The organism is Serratia sp. JSRIV002, assembly GCF_019968725.1.
Taxonomy (GTDB): Bacteria; Pseudomonadota; Gammaproteobacteria; order Enterobacterales; family Enterobacteriaceae; genus Chania; species Chania fonticola_B.
In genome coordinates, this window is sequence record NZ_CP074146.1 from 41,886 (window position 1) to 60,475 (window position 18,590).

Annotated in this window: 14 protein-coding genes; all 14 read left to right on the top strand. The window is 50.8% G+C overall.

Annotated features, from left to right (window positions below):
- The first annotated feature begins 12 nt into the window (after positions 1 to 12).
- The 14 genes from KGP26_RS30050 (at position 13) to KGP26_RS30115 (ending at position 18,471) form a co-directional block, all read left to right on the top strand.
- Positions 13 to 1,590 carry a phage tail protein gene (locus KGP26_RS30050; RefSeq protein ID WP_223665870.1) on the top strand — a complete coding sequence of 526 codons (1,578 nt, stop codon included), beginning with the start codon at positions 13 to 15 and terminating at the stop codon, positions 1,588 to 1,590.
- Between the two features lie 13 nt (positions 1,591 to 1,603).
- The gene (locus KGP26_RS30055) at positions 1,604 to 2,326 is read left to right on the top strand and encodes a hypothetical protein (RefSeq protein WP_223665871.1); all 723 of its coding nucleotides are present in this window, start codon (positions 1,604 to 1,606) and stop codon (positions 2,324 to 2,326) included.
- 60 nt (positions 2,327 to 2,386) lie between these two features.
- Positions 2,387 to 2,944 (top strand): hypothetical protein, encoded by a 558-nt coding sequence (locus tag KGP26_RS30060; protein WP_223665779.1) that lies wholly within the window; start codon positions 2,387 to 2,389, stop codon positions 2,942 to 2,944.
- Between the two features lie 7 nt (positions 2,945 to 2,951).
- On the top strand, positions 2,952 to 3,443 hold the full coding sequence (locus tag KGP26_RS30065) for a baseplate protein (RefSeq protein ID WP_223665780.1): 492 nt from the start codon (positions 2,952 to 2,954) through the stop codon (positions 3,441 to 3,443).
- A gap of 4 nt (positions 3,444 to 3,447) precedes the next feature.
- Complete coding sequence (locus KGP26_RS30070; RefSeq protein WP_223665781.1) at positions 3,448 to 4,008, top strand: hypothetical protein; 561 nt, start codon at positions 3,448 to 3,450, stop codon at positions 4,006 to 4,008.
- A gap of 12 nt (positions 4,009 to 4,020) precedes the next feature.
- Positions 4,021 to 4,797, top strand: a complete 777-nt coding sequence (locus KGP26_RS30075) for a phage tail protein (RefSeq protein ID WP_223665782.1) — start codon at positions 4,021 to 4,023, stop codon at positions 4,795 to 4,797.
- A gap of 9 nt (positions 4,798 to 4,806) precedes the next feature.
- The gene (locus KGP26_RS30080) at positions 4,807 to 5,634 is read left to right on the top strand and encodes a hypothetical protein (protein WP_223665783.1); all 828 of its coding nucleotides are present in this window, start codon (positions 4,807 to 4,809) and stop codon (positions 5,632 to 5,634) included.
- Positions 5,635 to 5,754: 120 nt separating this feature from the next.
- Positions 5,755 to 9,711, top strand: coding sequence for a hypothetical protein (locus tag KGP26_RS30085; RefSeq protein WP_223665784.1), 3,957 nt, complete (start codon positions 5,755 to 5,757; stop codon positions 9,709 to 9,711).
- Positions 9,712 to 9,966: 255 nt separating this feature from the next.
- A complete protein-coding gene (locus tag KGP26_RS30090) occupies positions 9,967 to 10,314 on the top strand; it encodes a hypothetical protein (protein ID WP_223665785.1) in 348 nt (115 codons plus the stop codon).
- 4 nt (positions 10,315 to 10,318) lie between these two features.
- A complete protein-coding gene (locus KGP26_RS30095) occupies positions 10,319 to 11,773 on the top strand; it encodes a baseplate protein (RefSeq protein WP_223665786.1) in 1,455 nt (484 codons plus the stop codon).
- Positions 11,773 to 12,828 carry a phage tail protein gene (locus KGP26_RS30100; protein ID WP_223665787.1) on the top strand — a complete coding sequence of 352 codons (1,056 nt, stop codon included), beginning with the start codon at positions 11,773 to 11,775 and terminating at the stop codon, positions 12,826 to 12,828. Before KGP26_RS30095 ends, KGP26_RS30100 begins: the two co-directional genes overlap by 1 nt.
- A gap of 114 nt (positions 12,829 to 12,942) precedes the next feature.
- Positions 12,943 to 13,392 carry a phage tail protein gene (locus tag KGP26_RS30105; RefSeq protein WP_223665788.1) on the top strand — a complete coding sequence of 150 codons (450 nt, stop codon included), beginning with the start codon at positions 12,943 to 12,945 and terminating at the stop codon, positions 13,390 to 13,392.
- Positions 13,392 to 18,047, top strand: a complete 4,656-nt coding sequence (locus KGP26_RS30110) for a hypothetical protein (protein ID WP_223665789.1) — start codon at positions 13,392 to 13,394, stop codon at positions 18,045 to 18,047. Before KGP26_RS30105 ends, KGP26_RS30110 begins: the two co-directional genes overlap by 1 nt.
- Before the next feature lies 1 nt (position 18,048).
- The gene (locus KGP26_RS30115) at positions 18,049 to 18,471 is read left to right on the top strand and encodes a tail fiber assembly protein (RefSeq protein ID WP_223665790.1); all 423 of its coding nucleotides are present in this window, start codon (positions 18,049 to 18,051) and stop codon (positions 18,469 to 18,471) included.
- The last annotated feature ends 119 nt before the right edge of the window (positions 18,472 to 18,590 follow it).

An 18,590-nucleotide genomic window follows, 5' to 3' on the forward strand; every position in this document is an offset into this window, starting at 1 on the left:
ATAGGAATAAAAATGAATAAGATCCCTTTTGCGATTGGTAGCGCTGCTGGAGTAGCAGTAGCTCCGATCGACGCATCAGCAACAATCGGCACATTTTCGGGCGGAAGCTCTGTTTTTACCGGGCTAGTTTTTTCCAAGAAAGGCAAGCCAAACACGGTATTGGGTATTACCCCGAATAACGTCAAATCTGTCCTGGGCGATGCACCACGCCCACAAGAAGGCCCGTTCTTCGAACCCCTCCGACATGTCAACCAGGCGTTATCGGGCGGCAATGGCTATGTTGTACGAGTGCCATTGCCAGGGATGATGATCCCTGCGATTCATTTGACGGCTGATACTACAGGTACACCAGCTGTAACTACTGTTAAGGCCAGCACCAGCGCGACCCCATTTGGTGCAGACATTACGGTACCTGCGAAAGCTGCATTGACGATCTATGTCGAGGATGGCGACAAGTCGGAAAACCGCAAGCTGAGCTTAGAGCCAATAAAATCCAAGCCGGGTTTTTTCGCACTGAAGCTCATGGAAACGGATTCGCTGGGTGCCGTAACAACAATCGAAAGCTACGAAGTCTCGTTCAAAATCGATGCCATTGATGATATGAGCCTTTCTGCTTTCCTCCCCGACGTTCTGGAAAGAAATAACTCATGTCTACGCGCCTTAGTTTCAGAAACGGCGGTACTGCCTGAGACGTTCAACAGCATTAGCCAGGCCTTCGTTGGCGGTAGCGACGGTGATTTCAAAAAGCTCACAGCGAAAGACTACTCTGCGTCTATTGCCGTGCTGGAAGGCTCGATCGTGGATTTCACCGCAGTTTTGACGTTGGGCATTTATGACGCGGTGGCTATTGGCCAATTAGCCGATCTAGCCAAGGCTGTACGTGTCGACATGTTTGCTGACGTAGATCCTCGCTTGCCAGCTGATAAAGCGCTAGCGCAGTTAGCAGCGCTTGGCCTGGGTGGCAATGAAAACGTTGCTGCTTACTATTTCCCATATTCGTGCCGCGATCCGCTCGGGCAGTCCACCGTTGTGTTTGGTTTATCCGGCGATGCATTCACTGCAAAAGCAAAAGGTGTTGCCCTGGTGCCAGACATTGGCGGCTGGCATTACTCTCCTGCAGGCAAGGATCGCGGTGTAATTAATCGAAAAAATATCAAACCACTTCCGGCCGCTGCAAATATCGATCGTGAGGTCTTTGCAAAAGCACATCTCAACGTTGTAACAAGCAGCGAAGGCGTGATCTTTATTGATGATGCACTAACAACGTGTGCTGAGGATAACTACAAGAAATATCAGCATGTGGTTTCTGTAATGAACTCCATTGCACGTAACTACTACGCCCTGGCCTCCTCCATCAAACATAGCCCTGACGGCATTACTCGTGAAGGCCTTGAAAAGGGTATGACCCGCCTTCTTGATCGCTATTACGCCGCCGAAGCGTTAAGAAAACCGCGTGATCCTGACCAGGGTGATGCCCCTTACATCTTAACCGTGACTAACACGGACTTTGATAGCTGGCAAACCCGTTGGGAAGTTTGTGTCGTGGGTGTTGGTCGTCGAATTGTCGGTATCCCTGTATTGCTGCGCTAAGTTGGAGAAAAAAATGGATATCTTGAAAAATACCGGAATTAACCCGCTGTACACAGCAGCTTTTTCTGCGCCACCAGCGGCCCCAGGGGACGGTGACGCAATGCTGGAATCGGGCAAGAGCTCACCCTCTAAAAAAGAAAACGACGGCAAGCAGAGCCTTTCTGACCTCATTTTGGAGTCGGTATCTAAACGCACTCGGCAAGATGAGCGGTCGGTGGCTGCTTCGTTCCTGATCGAGTGGTCACGTTCCGCCAGCCCAACAAGTAGCGACATTGACGAGTTCGCGATGGTGATGGCAGGCATCAGCGATGATGAAGAGGATGAGGACATCACCGATGCGGAAGTAGACGAGTACAACCGCATGCTGTCCATCCTTGCTGACGCGGCTGTCTCCCTGGGAGCCGATCAAGACTCAGTGACCCAAATGGTCGATGAAGAGGATGACGACGCGGCGATCGCTGTTGCAGACGCCATCTCTGCGGCAACTGAAGATGACGATGAATCCATCGCGATCTATACGGTCAGCGGCGATGGTGATGATGACGCGATGCTGGAGGCGAACAAAAAAGTCGTTCGTAATGGCCAGGTAAAGCTTATCCGCAAACGCCCTCGACCAAAGCGTATCAATGCCGCGCAGCGTGCCGCTCTCAAAAAGGCACGCCGCAAGTCGCATACCGCATCGGCTAATCTCTCACGCCGCAAATCACTGCGTATCCGTCGGAAACGTGGCCTATAAAGCGACCTGCCCACCCCAGCGGTGGGCATTTAGGAGGGGCCGGTGATTTGTGGCGCAATTATGCCCGACGGCGTAAGCCCGTTTTTGAAGGCTTACATCACATCGGGTGAACACATGGTTGTTGGGTACATCGGCGAGGGCAGTTCGGCAACGCTTGAAAGCTTGTGGACGTCTCCGTTCGAGAACAACTCCGTTGGCTCGATGGCGGGGATCAGCACGCTGGCGAATGCCACACAGACAGTGTCAGGAACCACTTCAAAGGCGAAGATCAACAGCATGTTGGTTTGGGAGGGCCAGAAGCCTCCAGAGTTCACTTTGTCTCTGCATTTCATGGCTCGAATCGATGCTCAAATCGAAGTTAACTCTCCGATCATGGTATTGCAGCAAATGGCCTCCCCCGACCTGAAAAACTTCCTGCCCGGTGGACGTCGGCCGAAACCCGTTGTTCTGGATATCGGCCGCCGCCAAAAAATCATGCATGCCGTTATTCAATCAGTGCAGTACGAACTTAACGCACCGCGCACGAGTACGGGGATGTATGCCCACAACACAGTGAACTTACAAATTTCTGGTATGACGGCTTACAACGAGTCGGAAATACCGCTTATGTACATATGAGGCAATTATGAGTGGATTTGGTAACACAAAAGCAGACGTCGGGTTTCTCAAGAAGCGTCTGAACCAGAACATCGCAGCAGGCGAAAAGCTGGTCAGCTCGGAGTATTGGATGACGATCAAGGGGTATGAAAACCTGTCTATCCTGATCCGTACCGCGCAGCTCCCGGAGATGACCCGTGAAGATGTAGAAGACGTGGCCCCTGGGGGCATGAAGTTCAACCAACATGGGCCGCTGCGCAACAGCGGTGAAATCCAGGTGCAGTGCGTTGAAACCATCACCGGCGATGTTCTAAATTCGGTGAAAGATATGGTCTTCAACAAACGCTATGTGGATATCACTATTAGCACGACAGCAGAATCCCATGGCGGTGAAGCTAAGGGACACACGCGCAACATGTCGCATTGTAAAGTTTACTGCGATGCAACGGATCTGGCGTCTGAAGACGTCACCGCCGTAGTTCGCCCTAGCCTGCGTATCGTCTACAGCTGGGTGGAGTAAAGCGATGACGATGACGCCGAACGAGCTGCTTGAATCTGTAAAGCCCCGTTTCACACCTCTTCTGGTCGTTGAAACGAAGACGCTTGAAAGCCTGCTAATTAAAGCTCTGGCGGCTTATCAAGATAAAGCTGGATTAGTTCAGAAAGTTCGGGTCAATAAGGAGGCGGGGGTATCCCTGCCTTACCCCGATGACTATCTAGCGCTGGTACATGTAGTTGATAGTCGAGGAACGCTCGTCTATAGCGAGGATTTTGGCTCCTCGATCGACTTGGAATTGACCGGCCGCGAGCGTTATCCCTTTACGCTGAGCTATCTGGTTAATCTTCGCGATCGCCCGTTGGATAAATGGACTGTCCCCCCCTCAACAATCGGTATGATCCAGGACTACCTGGAGGCGTTGATTGCCATCCCAAATACCGAACGCCAACGCCGCGTTTCAATTGCAGGAAAGTTAGACACGTCTGCCCTTCCCGATGCCGTCACGCTTGAGCAACGTAAGAATGATCTGGAATTACAAATGGCAGCTAATCGGGCGATTATCGCCGGGGCCACATTATTTGGGTAAGGAGGCGTCGTAATGGGGCTTTTTGATGGTTTATCCAGCCGTTCCAGCTTCAAAAACTCAATGAAAAACATGCTCAGCAACGCTAAAGACACCGCTATTAACGGCTTTATGCAGGGGGCTAATGACGTTGTAAGGGATGCGCTTAATTATGCCCTCAACGGCGGGAATCTCGGTGGTTTTGCTGGTGGCGGGATCGTCAACGGAAAGGTTGGCCATAGCGGCGAAATTGCTTATGCAAAGAGCATGCTGGAAATGGCGATGCGCATACAGTTCGCCCAGGGCTGGCAATGGGTTGTTGAAGCCGATGGCATGAAAGACCTGTTTATGTTCGCAAAAGACGTTTCATACAGCGAAGGGACGATCGAGACGGATGCAAAAATCATCGGTGCTATTCAATTCAATAAGCCGACACACATAACGCCAGGCACCGTCACGATCACTGTACGTGATGATCAGACCGGCCGGATAGCTAAGTGGTTCGATAGCCGAAAAAGTCGTGTTATCAACAAAGACGGCACGATTAATCTTGCCCCGTACTACGTGATGAATGTTCGCGTCTATCGTGTTGGTTTTGATGGCAGCAAATCGTTGGACGGCGAATACGCCGTTATTCCAACGGAGCGCGGGGCAACGGCGCGGGCATATGACCAGGTCGGGGAGTTTTTTTCATATCCTCTGACCTTTGTTTGCCACACATCTTCAGATACCAGCTTGACAGGTATGGCGTCAGCGATGGCCATGGGAACGGCAGGCCGAGCGGTTGATACCTCCAACGTTATTAAATTTTAAGGTATATCGATGTTAATCCCTACCCTATTCCAGCCTTCTAACCCACGAAACGAAATTAACTTTCGGGTTCCGACAGTCGATGATGCATTGCAATTCAGCGGAGTATCGACAGAGCAGGAAGAACAGACAACGACTAAATATCTCGATGCCATGCAAATTGGTGATGTGCAGAGTAGCGCTAAATGGACAGCACAAGACCGCAGAACGGCGCTGTGGTGGATTTACACGCATTCGCAGTCTGAGGGCGCTTATCAAACGTTAAGTTACCAATGCGCGCACTGTAATGAGCTACACCATTACGATTTTGATATGGCAGACCTCGCTGACCAGGTGGAACTGCTGACCGTTCCGCCTTACGTCGAAGTAGAGATCCCGGTTAGAGGGGTTCCTTATTTGTGGCATCTGAAGCCACTGGACGGTGTGGGTATGGAGCATTTGGAAATGATGTATTCCAACCTGCCAGCTGAAGATGACCCGGACTATAAGAAAGAATTAGCGAACTTGAAAGTAGTCGAGATCACCTTGCAAGCGCACCTGGCAGACCAGCCAGATGATTTCCAGAAAGCCGCTGAAATGCGTTATGAACTTATCCGCAGTATGGACGTTAACTCCGAGTTCGTGGCACTGGCGGCCAATGTGAAAAAGATGAACAAAACCCTGCACCACGGCCTCCCTATCAAAATCCACAAAGGCCAGTGTCAGTTGTACGTGAAACCTCATGATTGCCCTACCTTGGCTAAGGAGGATAAAGCGGTTTCAACCCGGCTGTTCTTTCAATTTCGGGGTGTCGACTACCTTCCAGGTAATGTCGCTCAACTCCTGGGTGACCCTGATTAATAATCTGGCGTTATACGGTAGGCAACCGATCAGCGACATTGAAAAATTACCTCAGTGGCGTGCATTCAAGATTCTTGATGCTCTGGTTCAAATGATTAAAAACTCGTCAGGGAAATGATAATGCCAGCACGACAGATAAACGCTTCAGATACGCTGTTGGTCATCGATGCGATCGAGAGCGCCAGCGCCAGAGAGCTGGATGTTCTTTCTGATATCCATCGGGCTATCATTGGAAGAATAGCCACCAGCAGCGCAGACAGCCATAAAACCAAGCTGCAAGACTCCAATGCCTCAATACTCGCCAGTATCGCCCGTCGCGAAAGGGGTGGCGACACTTCAACAGCATCAGTTAATCGAAGTCAATTGCATGATTTACGCAATATCAGTGGTGAGTTGAAAATATCGATATCACCTGAAATATTGCAGATTGGTGATAGTGGAAATCAAAAATCATCTTTTGGTAGGGTTTTTCCCCAGGAATCTGTTGCCGCCGCTAGTTTTGGTGAAATTAACAGTAAATTGCAATCAATTAGCAGTATTGTGCAACCGGAAAGCATTGGAGGAACCTCGAACCTTACGGGGATGGCTGGTGGTGCAACTGAAAATCATCATTTTGTCATCGGAAACACGGCAAGAAAATGGCAATTAAATGACGGTTATGACCGGTTAAATAAAAATAAAAAACAAACAGATAACGGCGTAACTGGCCCCCGCGATTCGAGTGGCCGGTTTGTCTCTAGAGATAAAGTAGAAGCAGGTACCGAAAAAAAGAAGGATGACCAGGAAAAGAGCCTGATTAAACGGCTTTCGGCGTTCTTCTCGAACAAAAGCGGGGACGGCTCCACCGGCGAGGTGGCAGGCATGGCGGCTGGTGGTGTTCTGTACAGCGCCGGTAAAGAGGCCGCAGGCCTGGTTGGTGGTGTCAACAGTAGCGTCGTAAGCCTCAAAGAATGGCGAGATAAGCGCAAAGAACGGGCCAGCGCTATTTCAGGAGAGCCGCTTAGGTTCCCTGGTATGGCGTCGGCAAGTGCGCCCACAAAATCGCAACAGGCTTACAGTTCAAACACCACTAACAAGGTTGTGTCTGTACTGACGTCACAGCAGGAGCAGCTTGCTAAATCCGATGAAGAGATCATTCGGATTCTGGGAGATATACGCGATAAGTCATCGAAAGGCGCTGGCGGTGGCCGGGGCATAATTGGAAGCATTCTTTCTGCGCTCGGCGGCCGCGCTATTGGGAGAGCGCTAGGCTCCCGGATCATGAGCGGCATTGCTATGGCCCTCGGCGGAGGGGCGCTCGTTAAGCTGTTTAAACGCCTGGCTGGTGTTGGCCCTGGATCAACTACATCAAGGGGTGGGCGTGGCCGGTCTTCAGCTGGTGGCACACCAGACAAAGCTAAACCAAGAACCAAGGCTGGCAGGCCGAAGGCAAAAGGCGGAAAGCTGGCCAAAATAGCGGCCGGGGCCGGTGGATTAGCGGCAGGTACCTACGGAGCGATAAAGGGCGTATTTAGCGGCGGCGCAAATGATGATGCGGCCGAAATAGATAAGCCTGAGCCAAAAAAGAAAGAGCCGAAACGTCGAAAATCTTCCCGTTCTAAGCGTGGGCGTGCCAGAGCACGCATTACCACTGCGACCAGGGTGCCAGCTGGCGCAGCAGCTACCACAGCTGCCAAAGTGTCTACAGGCGTCGCGGCAGGTGCGGCAGGTGCGGCAGGCGTAGCCGCTACCACGGCGGCCAAGACGGCAACCGGCGCAGCAGCAGCCGGTACCAGTACAGCAGCGGCTAAGGCTGCCACTACAGCAGCACAAGCTCCAGCCAGCGCAGCGGCAACCACGGCGGCCAAGGTTGCCACTGAGTCTACGGGGAAAGCAGCTGGTGAAAAGCTCGCAGGGAAAGCCGCGGGCAAGCTTGCAGCCAAGGGCGCGCTCAAAGCGATCCCAATCATCGGGACGGTGATCGGCGCAGGCCTGGATGCTGCAGATGGTTACGCTGACGAGGAAGCGCAGCGGAGCACATTTAAATTAGCCGACGACCAAAAGGTTTCGGGCCGCCACAAGACCGAATATGCCGCAGCGAACATAGTCGATATGGGCGGGCTGGTTTCCGGTGCTTCAGGCCTTCTTGCTGATGGGGCACGCGCGGTTGGCTTGGATGGTGTAGCTGAGAGCTTGACGTTCAGCACAAGCGATATTGCACAAGCTATTGATACCCGTGTGAGTGAGATCGATAAGTCTATCGATAACGGCATCAATAGCGTTAAAAGTTTCTTCGACCCAGGGAAAGATGGCCAGGTCATCGATGCTATACGTGCCGGTGCGAATAAAACGGCCGATGCGGTTAAGGAGCTGGATAAATCGCTGAAGGGCATGTTCTCCGGGCCGGGTGGCGAGAATCCAGCCCAGGGAGAACAACCCGCAGTGCAAGGGGTGGTGGCTCCGGTACAGGGAGTGGGTTCAGCAGTAAGCACGGTACCGCAGATAAAGGTTCCCCAGACAAATAACGTCTCAAACGATTTGAATATTGGCGGTGCAAACGCTCGGAATAGAACGTTTAGAAACAACAACTTCGGGAACCTACAGTTTGTTGGCCAAGAGGGGGCTGAGTTAGAAGCGCCTAATGCGAAAGGTGAACAGCGGTTCGCCAAGTTCGACTCTCCGGAAGAGGGATTCCGCGCCCTGGCCAATCAGCTTAGTAGCTATGCTGAAGGCACGTCTAAAGCTGTTGGATACCAGAAGCTCGATACTGTTCGTGGGATCATCACCAAGTTTGCGCCTAAGGATGAGAACGATACCGAAGGTTATATTAAACAGCTGTCAAAAACATTGGGTGTCAGAGAAAGCGATCGGCTCGACCTGGCCAATGCCGACGTGATGACAAAAGTAATGCGGCAGGTAGCTACTATTGAGGGGGGAGCTCCGCAGGTTTCTGACGAATTCATCAAGAACGCAATCGGTCAGCGTTCTGGCCGCAAATGGGTTGGTGAGTTTAACCCGGAAACATTGGGTAAAATTAACGAGAAGCGGCAGGCTGAAGGCCTGGCTGCTATTTCTCACAAAGATCAGTTCTCCCGCCCAGAGAAGCGCTCTGTTGGCTCCCGTACCAGCGAGCTTGTAAGTGAGGTTGCTGGGGCCGCTGTAAGTGGATATGACACTGCTACAACGTACCTGGGGGAGTTGGCTGGTAAAAGCGACTCGGCCCTGACAGATTTGTTCAACGTCGACGGGTTGGCTGTTGTCGCACCAGATCGTGGGCTTACGTTACCTGTTGGTGCCAAGTTGCCACCAGGGTTGCAAACTGCTTCGAAAGCGCCTGATGCCATTGGCGCGCTTCAGAGAAAGCAACAAACCACCAGCTATGATAGCGCCCCTGGCGTAGCCGCTGGGATTGGGGAGCGTCAGCCCCCTGTTGTCGACGGCACCCGAAGTTTGCCGATGGGCGTTGTTCCGTACAGCAGCGTTAAGAAAGTGCAAAAGGTACAACCAGGGGGGCAAGGAACGCCGCAAAACATCGCAGACGCCGGTGGTAGCAGCTGGTGGGATGGTTTCAGTGATGTAGTCTTCGAGTCCAGCAAAACCGCTCTAGAAGGGACTGCACGCAATGTCCTGCAATCAGTCGGCGTGGATATCGATAATCCGCTGGGATCCTTTGCTGCGACAGCTGGCGATACTGTCGGCGGTGGTGTTTCCTCTGTGGTATCCGAGTTAATGGCCAATACGCCACTTTCGTTTTTAAGCGACACGGTATCCGGCATGTTAGGCGAAAAATCCAATAGCCTGACACAGCAAGCGATCGGTGCTTTCCAGAGCACTCCTCCACCGGTTGTGCCGAACCTGGCGGCGAGCGGGGTTGCGCCGGTATACCAGCGTGATAACGAATCTCGAAACAGTGATGACTCCATAGCCAGCTTGTTGGAGCGCATAGCAAAGGGAGTCGAGAAGCAGCTCAACATGAAGCCCGAGACTAAGGAAACGAGCGGTAATGTTAATGCTACAACGCACAGCCCGCAGCCCGTACCACGCGCTGAAGTGCCGGTAGAGATATCTGATAGCGCCCTTGAAAGGCTGTTTGGCTAACGTAAGTCGCGGCAAGGATGCCGCGCTTACTCATACTTCACACTTCATATTTCACACTTAATTATCATAATTCATAATTCACACTTCATAAATCATACTTCATATTTCATAAGTATTACTTCTTACTTCTTACTTCTTACTTCTTACTTGTGAAGTATTCATCCCCTTGCCACAGGGCGGCAATCGGCCAGGGCCGTCAATAACTCACTTCGCCTAAATTATGGTTCCATTCCCTCTGTGTATTCAGGTGTAGAAATGAATGAAATAGACAGCCTTCTCCGCGTAACAGGGGAGGGGGTTACGGTCAAGCTGGGTGATGTTGAAGCCATGCAGGCTCGCATAGAAGACTGGCTTCATACGCCCGAAGGCAGCGTGTACGGGTACCCCTCCTTTGGTAATCCCTTGGCCAAGTACAAACATGAGACGCTGGACAGCGTGCATACGCTCGTGGCCATGGAGAACGACATCATTATCAAGATGATGACGGATATTGCAGATCTGACCCTGGAAGGGATCAGGATAGAGCCCGTTGAAATTGATACTTTTGTTCTGATCATCGGCATCCCCGATGATGAACTGATGTGGACGCTGAAAAAGGAATAGCACAATGACTTTTCAAGAAATATTAGATAAGTTCACGACCCTTATCGAAGGGAACATGTGGTGGCGTCGTTTTGTTAATAGCCAGTTTATGAACATGCTGGCGATCATGGCCAGCCAGGTTATTTATGCCAGTCAGACGGCTGCGGAAAAAGAGTTAACTGAAGGTTTTATCAGTACAGCGTCAAAACGTACATCTATCCTCGCAGCCGCAGAAGATCGCGGGTACGTCGCCCGCCAGATTAAACCGTCTTACGGAACTTCCACGGTAACGAACAAGACCCAGCAATCGCTGTCATTGGCAATCTACACCAATCTCATATCAGATGAGCAAAAGCGCTATATGCTTATGGAGCCGGTGATCCTGAAGCCAGGAGAAGTAAAGACCGGGGTGGCCACAAAGCAGTTGGAGCGTGAGCGAGTTGTTTTCGACGTTCCCAAGGAAACTGAGTTTTTGACATTCACCTTGTCCAAAGACATGACAAAACGATGTGTTGATATTGATGTGTTCGTCACGGAAAAAGGCGTTTTGCAGCAATGGAAAGAAAACCATCAATTCCGCCTTTCCAACAAAGATAGCCGAGACTATGTGAAGTTTTACCGGCCAACGGAACAGATAGGTGTGCGGTTTGGCGACGGTTCAACAGGGAAAATGCCTGCAAGCGGCGAGCAGGTGATCTTAGACGTTTGGCTAAGTGAGGGAGACATTACGCTGGTTCAGGGGCAGTCACTGACGCCGTATGCTGAGTCCTCTTCGCTGGCCGGTAAGATAGAGATCAAAACGGATGCGCCTATCACCAATGGGGCAGGGTATGAGTCAACAGAAGAAACGAGACTGCGCGCACAATACTTTACTGCATATGATAATCAGGTGGTGTGGGATGGGGACTATAAACATTTCTTGCGAACTCATATTCCAAATTTAAATTGGGTAAATGTGTGGGGGGAGGAAGAACAGGAAAGGTCTACAGGGGTTAAATCGCTTGAGAATATAAACAGAATTTTTTTCTGTGGACATAAAAAAGGATTTTCTCAGGCGCAGTTGGGGGAGTTGATCATTTCAACTATTAAAACAATACCCAATAAACTGAACACGAATTTCTTTTACGTAAACTCTAACGAGAAACCGTTTACCATATCTGTTAAAGGCAGCGTGCGAAGAGGTCTAGATGTAAACGAGGCGGAGAGGCAGATCCGTGAGCAGTTAGAGAGTAAGGCGGGGCGTAACTCTAATAGATTTGAACGTAAAAATTCAGATGGTGCAAATAGCGTTGAGTATGATTACTCTGAAGAGTCTTCTTATGTTTCTGAAAATAAAGTGTGGGCGATAATCGAAAACACCAAACTATTGTCTGAGTTCAAGCTTGAAATTAAAAACCAGAGCCAGGTAACGGCGCTTAATGATTTTATTTATCTGAATGTCACTGATTCTAAAATAGAACTTGATTTTGGAGCTATGTAATGAAGGATAACTGGTTTAAAGAGCAATTGACGCCAGCAAAGCAAAAATCCGGCCTTTGGGCAGGATTTGCTGACGTAGTTCAGTCAATGTTAAGCAGCGTCGTCTTGCCTCTGATTGAGCGCACCGCCAACAGAAAATCTTTGTATTCAATGGAGAAAGACGATTTACGTAAGAAAATGATGGAGTTGGGCAAGTTCTTCTACATCGATAATAAGAATATTGACTCGCTGCCGGTGCTGCTATCTCAACGCCTTGATGAAATCCACTTCAAAGGTACTACGCGCCCTATTGAGGCTACGTTATGGCGGGAGTTTAAAAACTTAACGGCCAAGTGGGAACCTCTTTATGCGCCGATTGACCAGGTTAAATATCCCTATGGTTCCTTTTTTATCACTGAAGAATATCTGGATCTTTACAAAGAGAGTTATGGTGAATTCTTCCTAACATCCCGTGGGCGCATTAATATTGTTCTTAACGACCTTTACGCTCCGTATTTGGATGCTGAGCCGTCAAAAGTCCTGGAAGAGTTCATGCGGCAATTTAAAATGGTTATCAAGCCATTAATCCCGCTACATATCGTTTTTGACGGGATGGGGTATCATCTGAATGTCGAGTTGGAGGAAAGGAATATCATCATCACGCTGGTTGGCGTGAGCTCCGACATCAAGAGCGGAACATGGTATTTGCAAAGCTTACAACCAGAAATAGTCCCCGAATCGCTCACCATCGAGCTAACGGCTACAGAGACAATTAACAACATTGCCAGGCCTCTCGACACAACGCCTGTCTTCCTGGATGAGATGCGGCTTGATGCCTGGGTGCTTGATGTCGTTCCTACGCCGATGATCCAGACGACGCAGCCAGATGCAAGGCTGATCATTGCCGATAGCGTGGCCACTCTTGTGACGCTTGGTTATCGGGGATGCAACGTAGAGTTCTCGACCGGCAGCATCACCGGTTTCGTGTTCCCTGAAGGTATCGATCGTGCCATTTTACCTATCTCGGTGGCCGACGTTGGGAAGATAAAGACAATTATCTATTTAGACACAATCTAACAGCCATGCGGGCTGGTTTTCCATGCTCGCGTTTTAACCCGCCATTTCATTTCAAAAACTCACTTTACGTACACTCGCCAGTTAATCAACCCAACCATTAGCAGGCGATCACGCATGGCAGAAATCAAAGCCGTTCAAACTGGTGGGAAGCTGTTTCGAGCTGCTCTCCTAGATTATTTTTACAACCGGCGCGCAGAGTCGGAGATCGGAGCGGGAGCGCGATTTGTCATGGCCAAAGGCTACTTCGGCACATCAGCACTCGTTACCGTGAATCCGGCCGGTGGCTGGAATCTCGCCGATATCCCACCAACTTACTCATTGAACGACCTAAAGGGGAAGTTTGCCGAGTGTAATCTCATTTGCACGGCTAAAAATGGCCTGATCACCATCAGCGCAGCATTGCAGGATGCATTGCTGCCCGCCGACACGCCTTACAACTTCAATACGTTGATGCTGATCGATGGGGAAGGGAAGGCATACGCTGTGCTCTGTTGCCAGCAAGATACGCTGTATCGCGGCAAGTCCTTCACGGCGGTATTAACCATCGATCAGAGGGCTGGATAATGACTGCGATCACCACGTCGGGCGGTATCACTATCGTCGCGCCGCAAAAATCCACAGGCCTGAGATCTGACGTTCAATACTTAGAGCCATACGCCTCTTCATCATTTAACCGCAAGGCCTATGGCATATTCGGTGCTGGTGTTTACCAGGGCTTCTCTGTCACACCAGGTAACGGTCTAGCCGTGATCGTTTCGCCAAACGGTACCCGACCAGGTGTTGCATCCGTAGACGTCAGTGGTCATCAGATCACCGTGCAACTGTTGACTGCGCAAACTGTCGCCGTCGCCGCCGGTAAGCTGAATATTGTCGTTTTAGAGGCGAAATACGGGCTGGGTGTCGTAACCGACCAGGTAGACACAAATTCGAAGATTAAAGCCGCGACACTGAGGGTTGTTAACGATGAGAAAAGCATTGTTGATGGCATGATCGAAATTTGTCGGCTTAGCCTGGCTGCTAACGCCACCAGCGTGGCAGTTGCCAGTATTGACATGGATAAGCGGTTCTCTCTACGGGTGTCCTACGAATCAACGGATGATATTAACGATGCCCGAGAAAACCGTCTGTTGACGGTCAAAGCCGGTAAATCGTTCGTTCCGCTGGCTGGTGGGACAATGACTGGTGCGCTAGGAACGCCCCGAGTAGTGTTCCCCAACGATTCTAAAGCAAATGCCAGTACAGATATGGATCGTGCTGATGGCTTTACAGTTGAAAATCTGACAGCAGCGAATAAAGGGTACCCGGTTCCAGGTGGATTAGGTACGTTGATGTCGGCCAAGGTTAACGAGGTCAGAAACGTACAGTTAGCGTTTGGTTCGGGAAATACCGCGTTTTACCTGCGCTCGTTGAGAAAGGACGATCCAACTTCAGACCAGTGGGATCGTGTTTATACCCAGGCCTTTAAACCAACAGCGGCCGACGTTGGCGCACTGACCGACGCCCAGGCTGCGCAGAAATATGCGTTGCGCTCTATTCAGGTCAACGGTAAGCCGCTATCAGCCAACGTGAACCTGGTAGCCGGTGACGTAAACGCCTGGAACAAAACCGAAGCGGATGGCCGCTACCTGGCCAAGGCCAGTAACTTGGCTGATCTCCCTGATAAAGCCAAAGCCCGTGATTCTTTGGGCCTAAAGTCTGCCGCATTATGCGATGTAGGGACGTCGAGCGGGCAATTGATGGAGGTCGGGGCATTTGGCCTTGGTAGTCTTTCTGCTGGTGCTAGTTGGAATGCGGCGCTAACAGGTGGAAAAGGAATGTTCATGACCGGTGGTGATGGAGCACCTACAGGGTCTGTTTACATGGGGGTGAACATTCCTCATTCAACTTTGGCGAATTATGCATTTCAGATCGCTTCACGTAAAGATTTCGGCTTTTACTATCGCACCTTGGATGCGGGCTCGGTGGGAGCTTGGGAGCGTGTTTATGATACAAAAAACAAACCAACAGCCGCAGACGTAGGCGCGCTGACCGACGTCCAAGCCGCGCAGAAATATGCGCTACGTTCCATCCAAGTCAACGGCAAACCGCTATCAGCTAACGTGAACCTGGTAGCCGGTGATGTGAACGCCTGGAACAAAACTGAAGCGGATGGCCGCTACTTGGCTAAGGCCAGTAACTTGGCTGATCTCCCTGACAAAGCTATATCCCGCACCAGTCTAGGTTTGGGGACGTCAGCTACTCAAAATGTCGGGGAAGCAACTGGCCAAGTCTTGACTGCCGACAAAGCCTTCGGCCTTGGATTGATGCAGCCCGACCGGCGACACCTGCTTTCCGATATTGCAGGGGCAAATGCCTTTACCGGGTTTACTTGGACAAAGAGTGATGAACCAGAATCGCCACCTTTTATCGGTACTGCCGGGATCATCAATCACGCTTGGCGGCCTTCTGCCACGACCGCGCCTTACATCATGCAATTGGCATGGAGAGATGGCCGTATCGCTTTCCGCACCAAAGAATCTACTAAAAACTTCCGTGACTGGGATGAGATTTTACACACAGGTAACAGCTATACAGCGGAGAAGGTGGATAGCCTCTATCTCGCGAAAGAAAGGAACTTGTCTGATCTTTCTGACAAAGCTAAATCCCGTGAGTCCCTGGGCCTAAAGTCTGCTGCACTGCGTGATGTGGGAACCTCCATTGGACAATTGATGGCGGTTGGTTCGTTTGGGCTAGGTGGGAGCGGAACTCCGTTAAATGAGAACACAGATGGCGCATTGATGACCGCCGCAAAAGCACTCGGAGCCGGGTTTATACGTAATAGTTCAGGTACAACGAGCATACCCCAATACGGGGCCGGTGTCTTTTGTCGCGCGAGTGATACAAACACGCTGATAGTTTCTGATTATAAGTCAGGTAAGACTGTTGTTTTGGCGTCGAGTGATTCAAATATTGCCACACCCTTCGTCAACGTACTTTATGGCACAGCGAACAAACCAACGGCTGCCGATGTTGGGGCTTTGACTGATGCCCAGGCCGCTCAGAAATATGCGTTGCGCTCCATTCAGGTCAACGGCAAGCCGCTATCAGCTAACGTGAACCTGGTAGCCGGTGACGTGAACGCATGGAACAAAACCGAGGCTGATGGACGTTTCCTGATGTTGTCAGGCGGAACGGTAAAAAACCTGACGGTCAAAACAGGATCTACCGGTACAGAAAATACGGCTCTGCTAATTGATGGCGTTGAACACACTCCCCTGGTGTTGAAACGATCGAGTGCAACGGCAAACCTCTCGATCGGGTTCCAGCTCGGTGGTGGGAAGCCGCTCTACCGGCTGGGGGTCGATCTCAATAACAACCTCGCCTGGGGGACGGACGCTAATCAAACGAATAATGGGATTGTTTATCATACGAAAAATAAACCAACCGCCGTTGATGTTGGCGCAGTAGCAATTACGGGCTCGACAATGACCGGGGAATTGGGAACGCCTCGCGTTGTATTCCCAATGGACTCCGTAGCAGTGGCCGCTGATGATGCCAACCGCGCAGATGGTTTTACCGTTCAACAACTCACCGCAGCGAACAAAGGATACCCGGTTTCCTTGGGTTTATTGATGACGGCTAAGCTTAATGAGTTCAGGAATGTGCAGTTAGCATTCGGATCCGGGAGTACCCAGTTTTTCCTGCGCTCATTGAGAAAAGGCGAAGCGGCAACAGAGACGTGGGATCGTGTTTATACCCAGGCCTTTAAGCCGACGGCGGCCGACGTAGGTGCGCTAACGGATGCCCAGGCCGCGCAGAAATATGCGCTGCGATCCATCCAGGTCAACGGCAAGCCGCTATCGGCTAACGTGAACCTGGTCGCTGGTGATGTGAACGCCTGGAATAAAACCGAGGCCGATGCTCGCTATCTGATGCTCAGCGGCGGATTAGTAAAGGGGAGAGCAGGGTTTGCTGGTGGCCTTCATCTGGGTAGCGTAAACACGTATCTAGAAGCCGGTAGTGATGCCGCCGGGTACACGTCCAACAACCTGATGCTGAAAAGCTGGTACGGCATTGGCTTTGCCAATACCTGCACTACGACGGGGATCCAGGGCGTTTCTGGTTTTATTAACGTGCGGAATGGCGATTTGCAGATGCGTCGTTTCATCACTGCCGATGCTCAAATTATTGAAGCGGGGCAGCGCGTTTACTCGCCAAATAACAAACCGACTGCGGCCGACGTTGGCGCGCTGACGGATGCCCAGGCTGCGCAAAAGTACGCGTTACGCTCCATCCAGGTCAACGGTAAGCCGCTATCAGCTAACGTGAACCTGGTAGCCGGTGACGTGAACGCCTGGAACAAAACAGAGGCTGATGCTCGTTTCCTGCTGAAGACCGGCGGCACCCTTACCGGAACTTTAAAAACTAGCGCAGAGATCCAGTCAACTACTTCGAATAACTACCGCATTGTTTCAGGAGATTACGGTTCGTTCTGGCGGCAGGATGCAACAGCGCTATACCTGCTGCTGACCGCGCCAAAAGACCAATACGGCAGTTACAACAGTTTTCGCCCAATGGCTGTGTCAGTAACCACTGGTGCAATGACGCTGGGAACGTCTCTGACGTTTAGTAACAACGATTGGATTAGAAAACTAGGTATAAATAACTATACAAGCGCAGGTCAAAACTACAACCAGACGAACGGAATGATCCTTCAGGGAGCTGGTGACCAATACGCACAAACGTATTTTCTTGAGACGATTGGAAAACACAGTGCGCTACGGTGGCGGGTTCGCAGCGGTGGTATAGATGCATGGCCTGAGTTTAGAAATGATGGAACCTTGCAACTGAGTGGGAGATGGCCCGCAATCCAAAATAATGTGGGTACGACATGGCACCCAGATGGAAATATAGAAGGTTCGTGTTGGGGTGGGTATTTAAGTAATTATATTAGGGGTAGATCAAATGTTGCAGGTACCCGTCAGGCATGGTGGTACAAGGATGAGAACACTGGCTTTATACACCAAGGCGGTGTGATTGTTCGGGGGGATAACTATCTTAACCCGGTCAATTTCCCAAGGGGTTACACACAGGATTGCTTTAATGTGCAACTCACTCTGGCCGGGCACTGGGGCGACTCAAACATGAACATGGAAGCACAAAGCGTGTCGGCTGGTGGGTTTAATGCGGCTTTGGGCGATAATGAGCGGGTAATATTTTGGTCAGCGGTAGGAGTGTGAAGTGAATTACGGATACAGCGCGAAAACAAATATTTTCTATATGTTAGAAGATAAGCCTAATTATGAAGCCAACGGAAATTGGCCAGATGATGTGAAACCTATCAGTGATGAAATTTGGAACAAATATTGTGTGCAGGGGCCAGAAGGGAAAATGCGCGGGGCCGACAGTAATGGTTTACCTTGCTGGGTAGATATTCCACCGCCGTCAAAGGAGCAGATGATCGAAGAGGTTACAAGAAAGAAATCACTGCTCTTAGCCCATGCAACCAAAATGATTGCTCCGTTGCAGGGCGCGCAAGACCTGGGGATAGCTTTAAAGGAAGAACAGGAGCAATTACTTGCCTGGCAGCTTTACCTGGTACTGATAAATCGTATAAAGCCCAGTGACGCGCCGGACATCGATTGGCCCAAATCCCCGGAGTAACCATTCCACTTGTACCTTCCTCTCAAAGCGCCTCCGGGCGCTTTTCTTTTTCCTGCAGGAAACAGCGTTCCTGGATGAAAAGTCACTTTTGTTAGTCTCGGTCTTGCATCAACAGAGCC

What these genes read in the sequence shown, in the direction of transcription:
- KGP26_RS30050 (WP_223665870.1), top strand. Translation starts at nt 13, where the DNA reads ATGAATAAGATCCCTTTTGCGATTGGTAGCGCTGCTGGAGTAGCAGTA.
- KGP26_RS30055 (WP_223665871.1), top strand. Translation starts at nt 1,604, where the DNA reads ATGGATATCTTGAAAAATACCGGAATTAACCCGCTGTACACAGCAGCT.
- KGP26_RS30060 (WP_223665779.1), top strand. Translation starts at nt 2,387, where the DNA reads ATGCCCGACGGCGTAAGCCCGTTTTTGAAGGCTTACATCACATCGGGT.
- KGP26_RS30065 (WP_223665780.1), top strand. Translation starts at nt 2,952, where the DNA reads ATGAGTGGATTTGGTAACACAAAAGCAGACGTCGGGTTTCTCAAGAAG.
- KGP26_RS30070 (WP_223665781.1), top strand. Translation starts at nt 3,448, where the DNA reads ATGACGATGACGCCGAACGAGCTGCTTGAATCTGTAAAGCCCCGTTTC.
- KGP26_RS30075 (WP_223665782.1), top strand. Translation starts at nt 4,021, where the DNA reads ATGGGGCTTTTTGATGGTTTATCCAGCCGTTCCAGCTTCAAAAACTCA.
- KGP26_RS30080 (WP_223665783.1), top strand. Translation starts at nt 4,807, where the DNA reads ATGTTAATCCCTACCCTATTCCAGCCTTCTAACCCACGAAACGAAATT.
- KGP26_RS30085 (WP_223665784.1), top strand. Translation starts at nt 5,755, where the DNA reads ATGCCAGCACGACAGATAAACGCTTCAGATACGCTGTTGGTCATCGAT.
- KGP26_RS30090 (WP_223665785.1), top strand. Translation starts at nt 9,967, where the DNA reads ATGAATGAAATAGACAGCCTTCTCCGCGTAACAGGGGAGGGGGTTACG.
- KGP26_RS30095 (WP_223665786.1), top strand. Translation starts at nt 10,319, where the DNA reads ATGACTTTTCAAGAAATATTAGATAAGTTCACGACCCTTATCGAAGGG.
- KGP26_RS30100 (WP_223665787.1), top strand. Translation starts at nt 11,773, where the DNA reads ATGAAGGATAACTGGTTTAAAGAGCAATTGACGCCAGCAAAGCAAAAA.
- KGP26_RS30105 (WP_223665788.1), top strand. Translation starts at nt 12,943, where the DNA reads ATGGCAGAAATCAAAGCCGTTCAAACTGGTGGGAAGCTGTTTCGAGCT.
- KGP26_RS30110 (WP_223665789.1), top strand. Translation starts at nt 13,392, where the DNA reads ATGACTGCGATCACCACGTCGGGCGGTATCACTATCGTCGCGCCGCAA.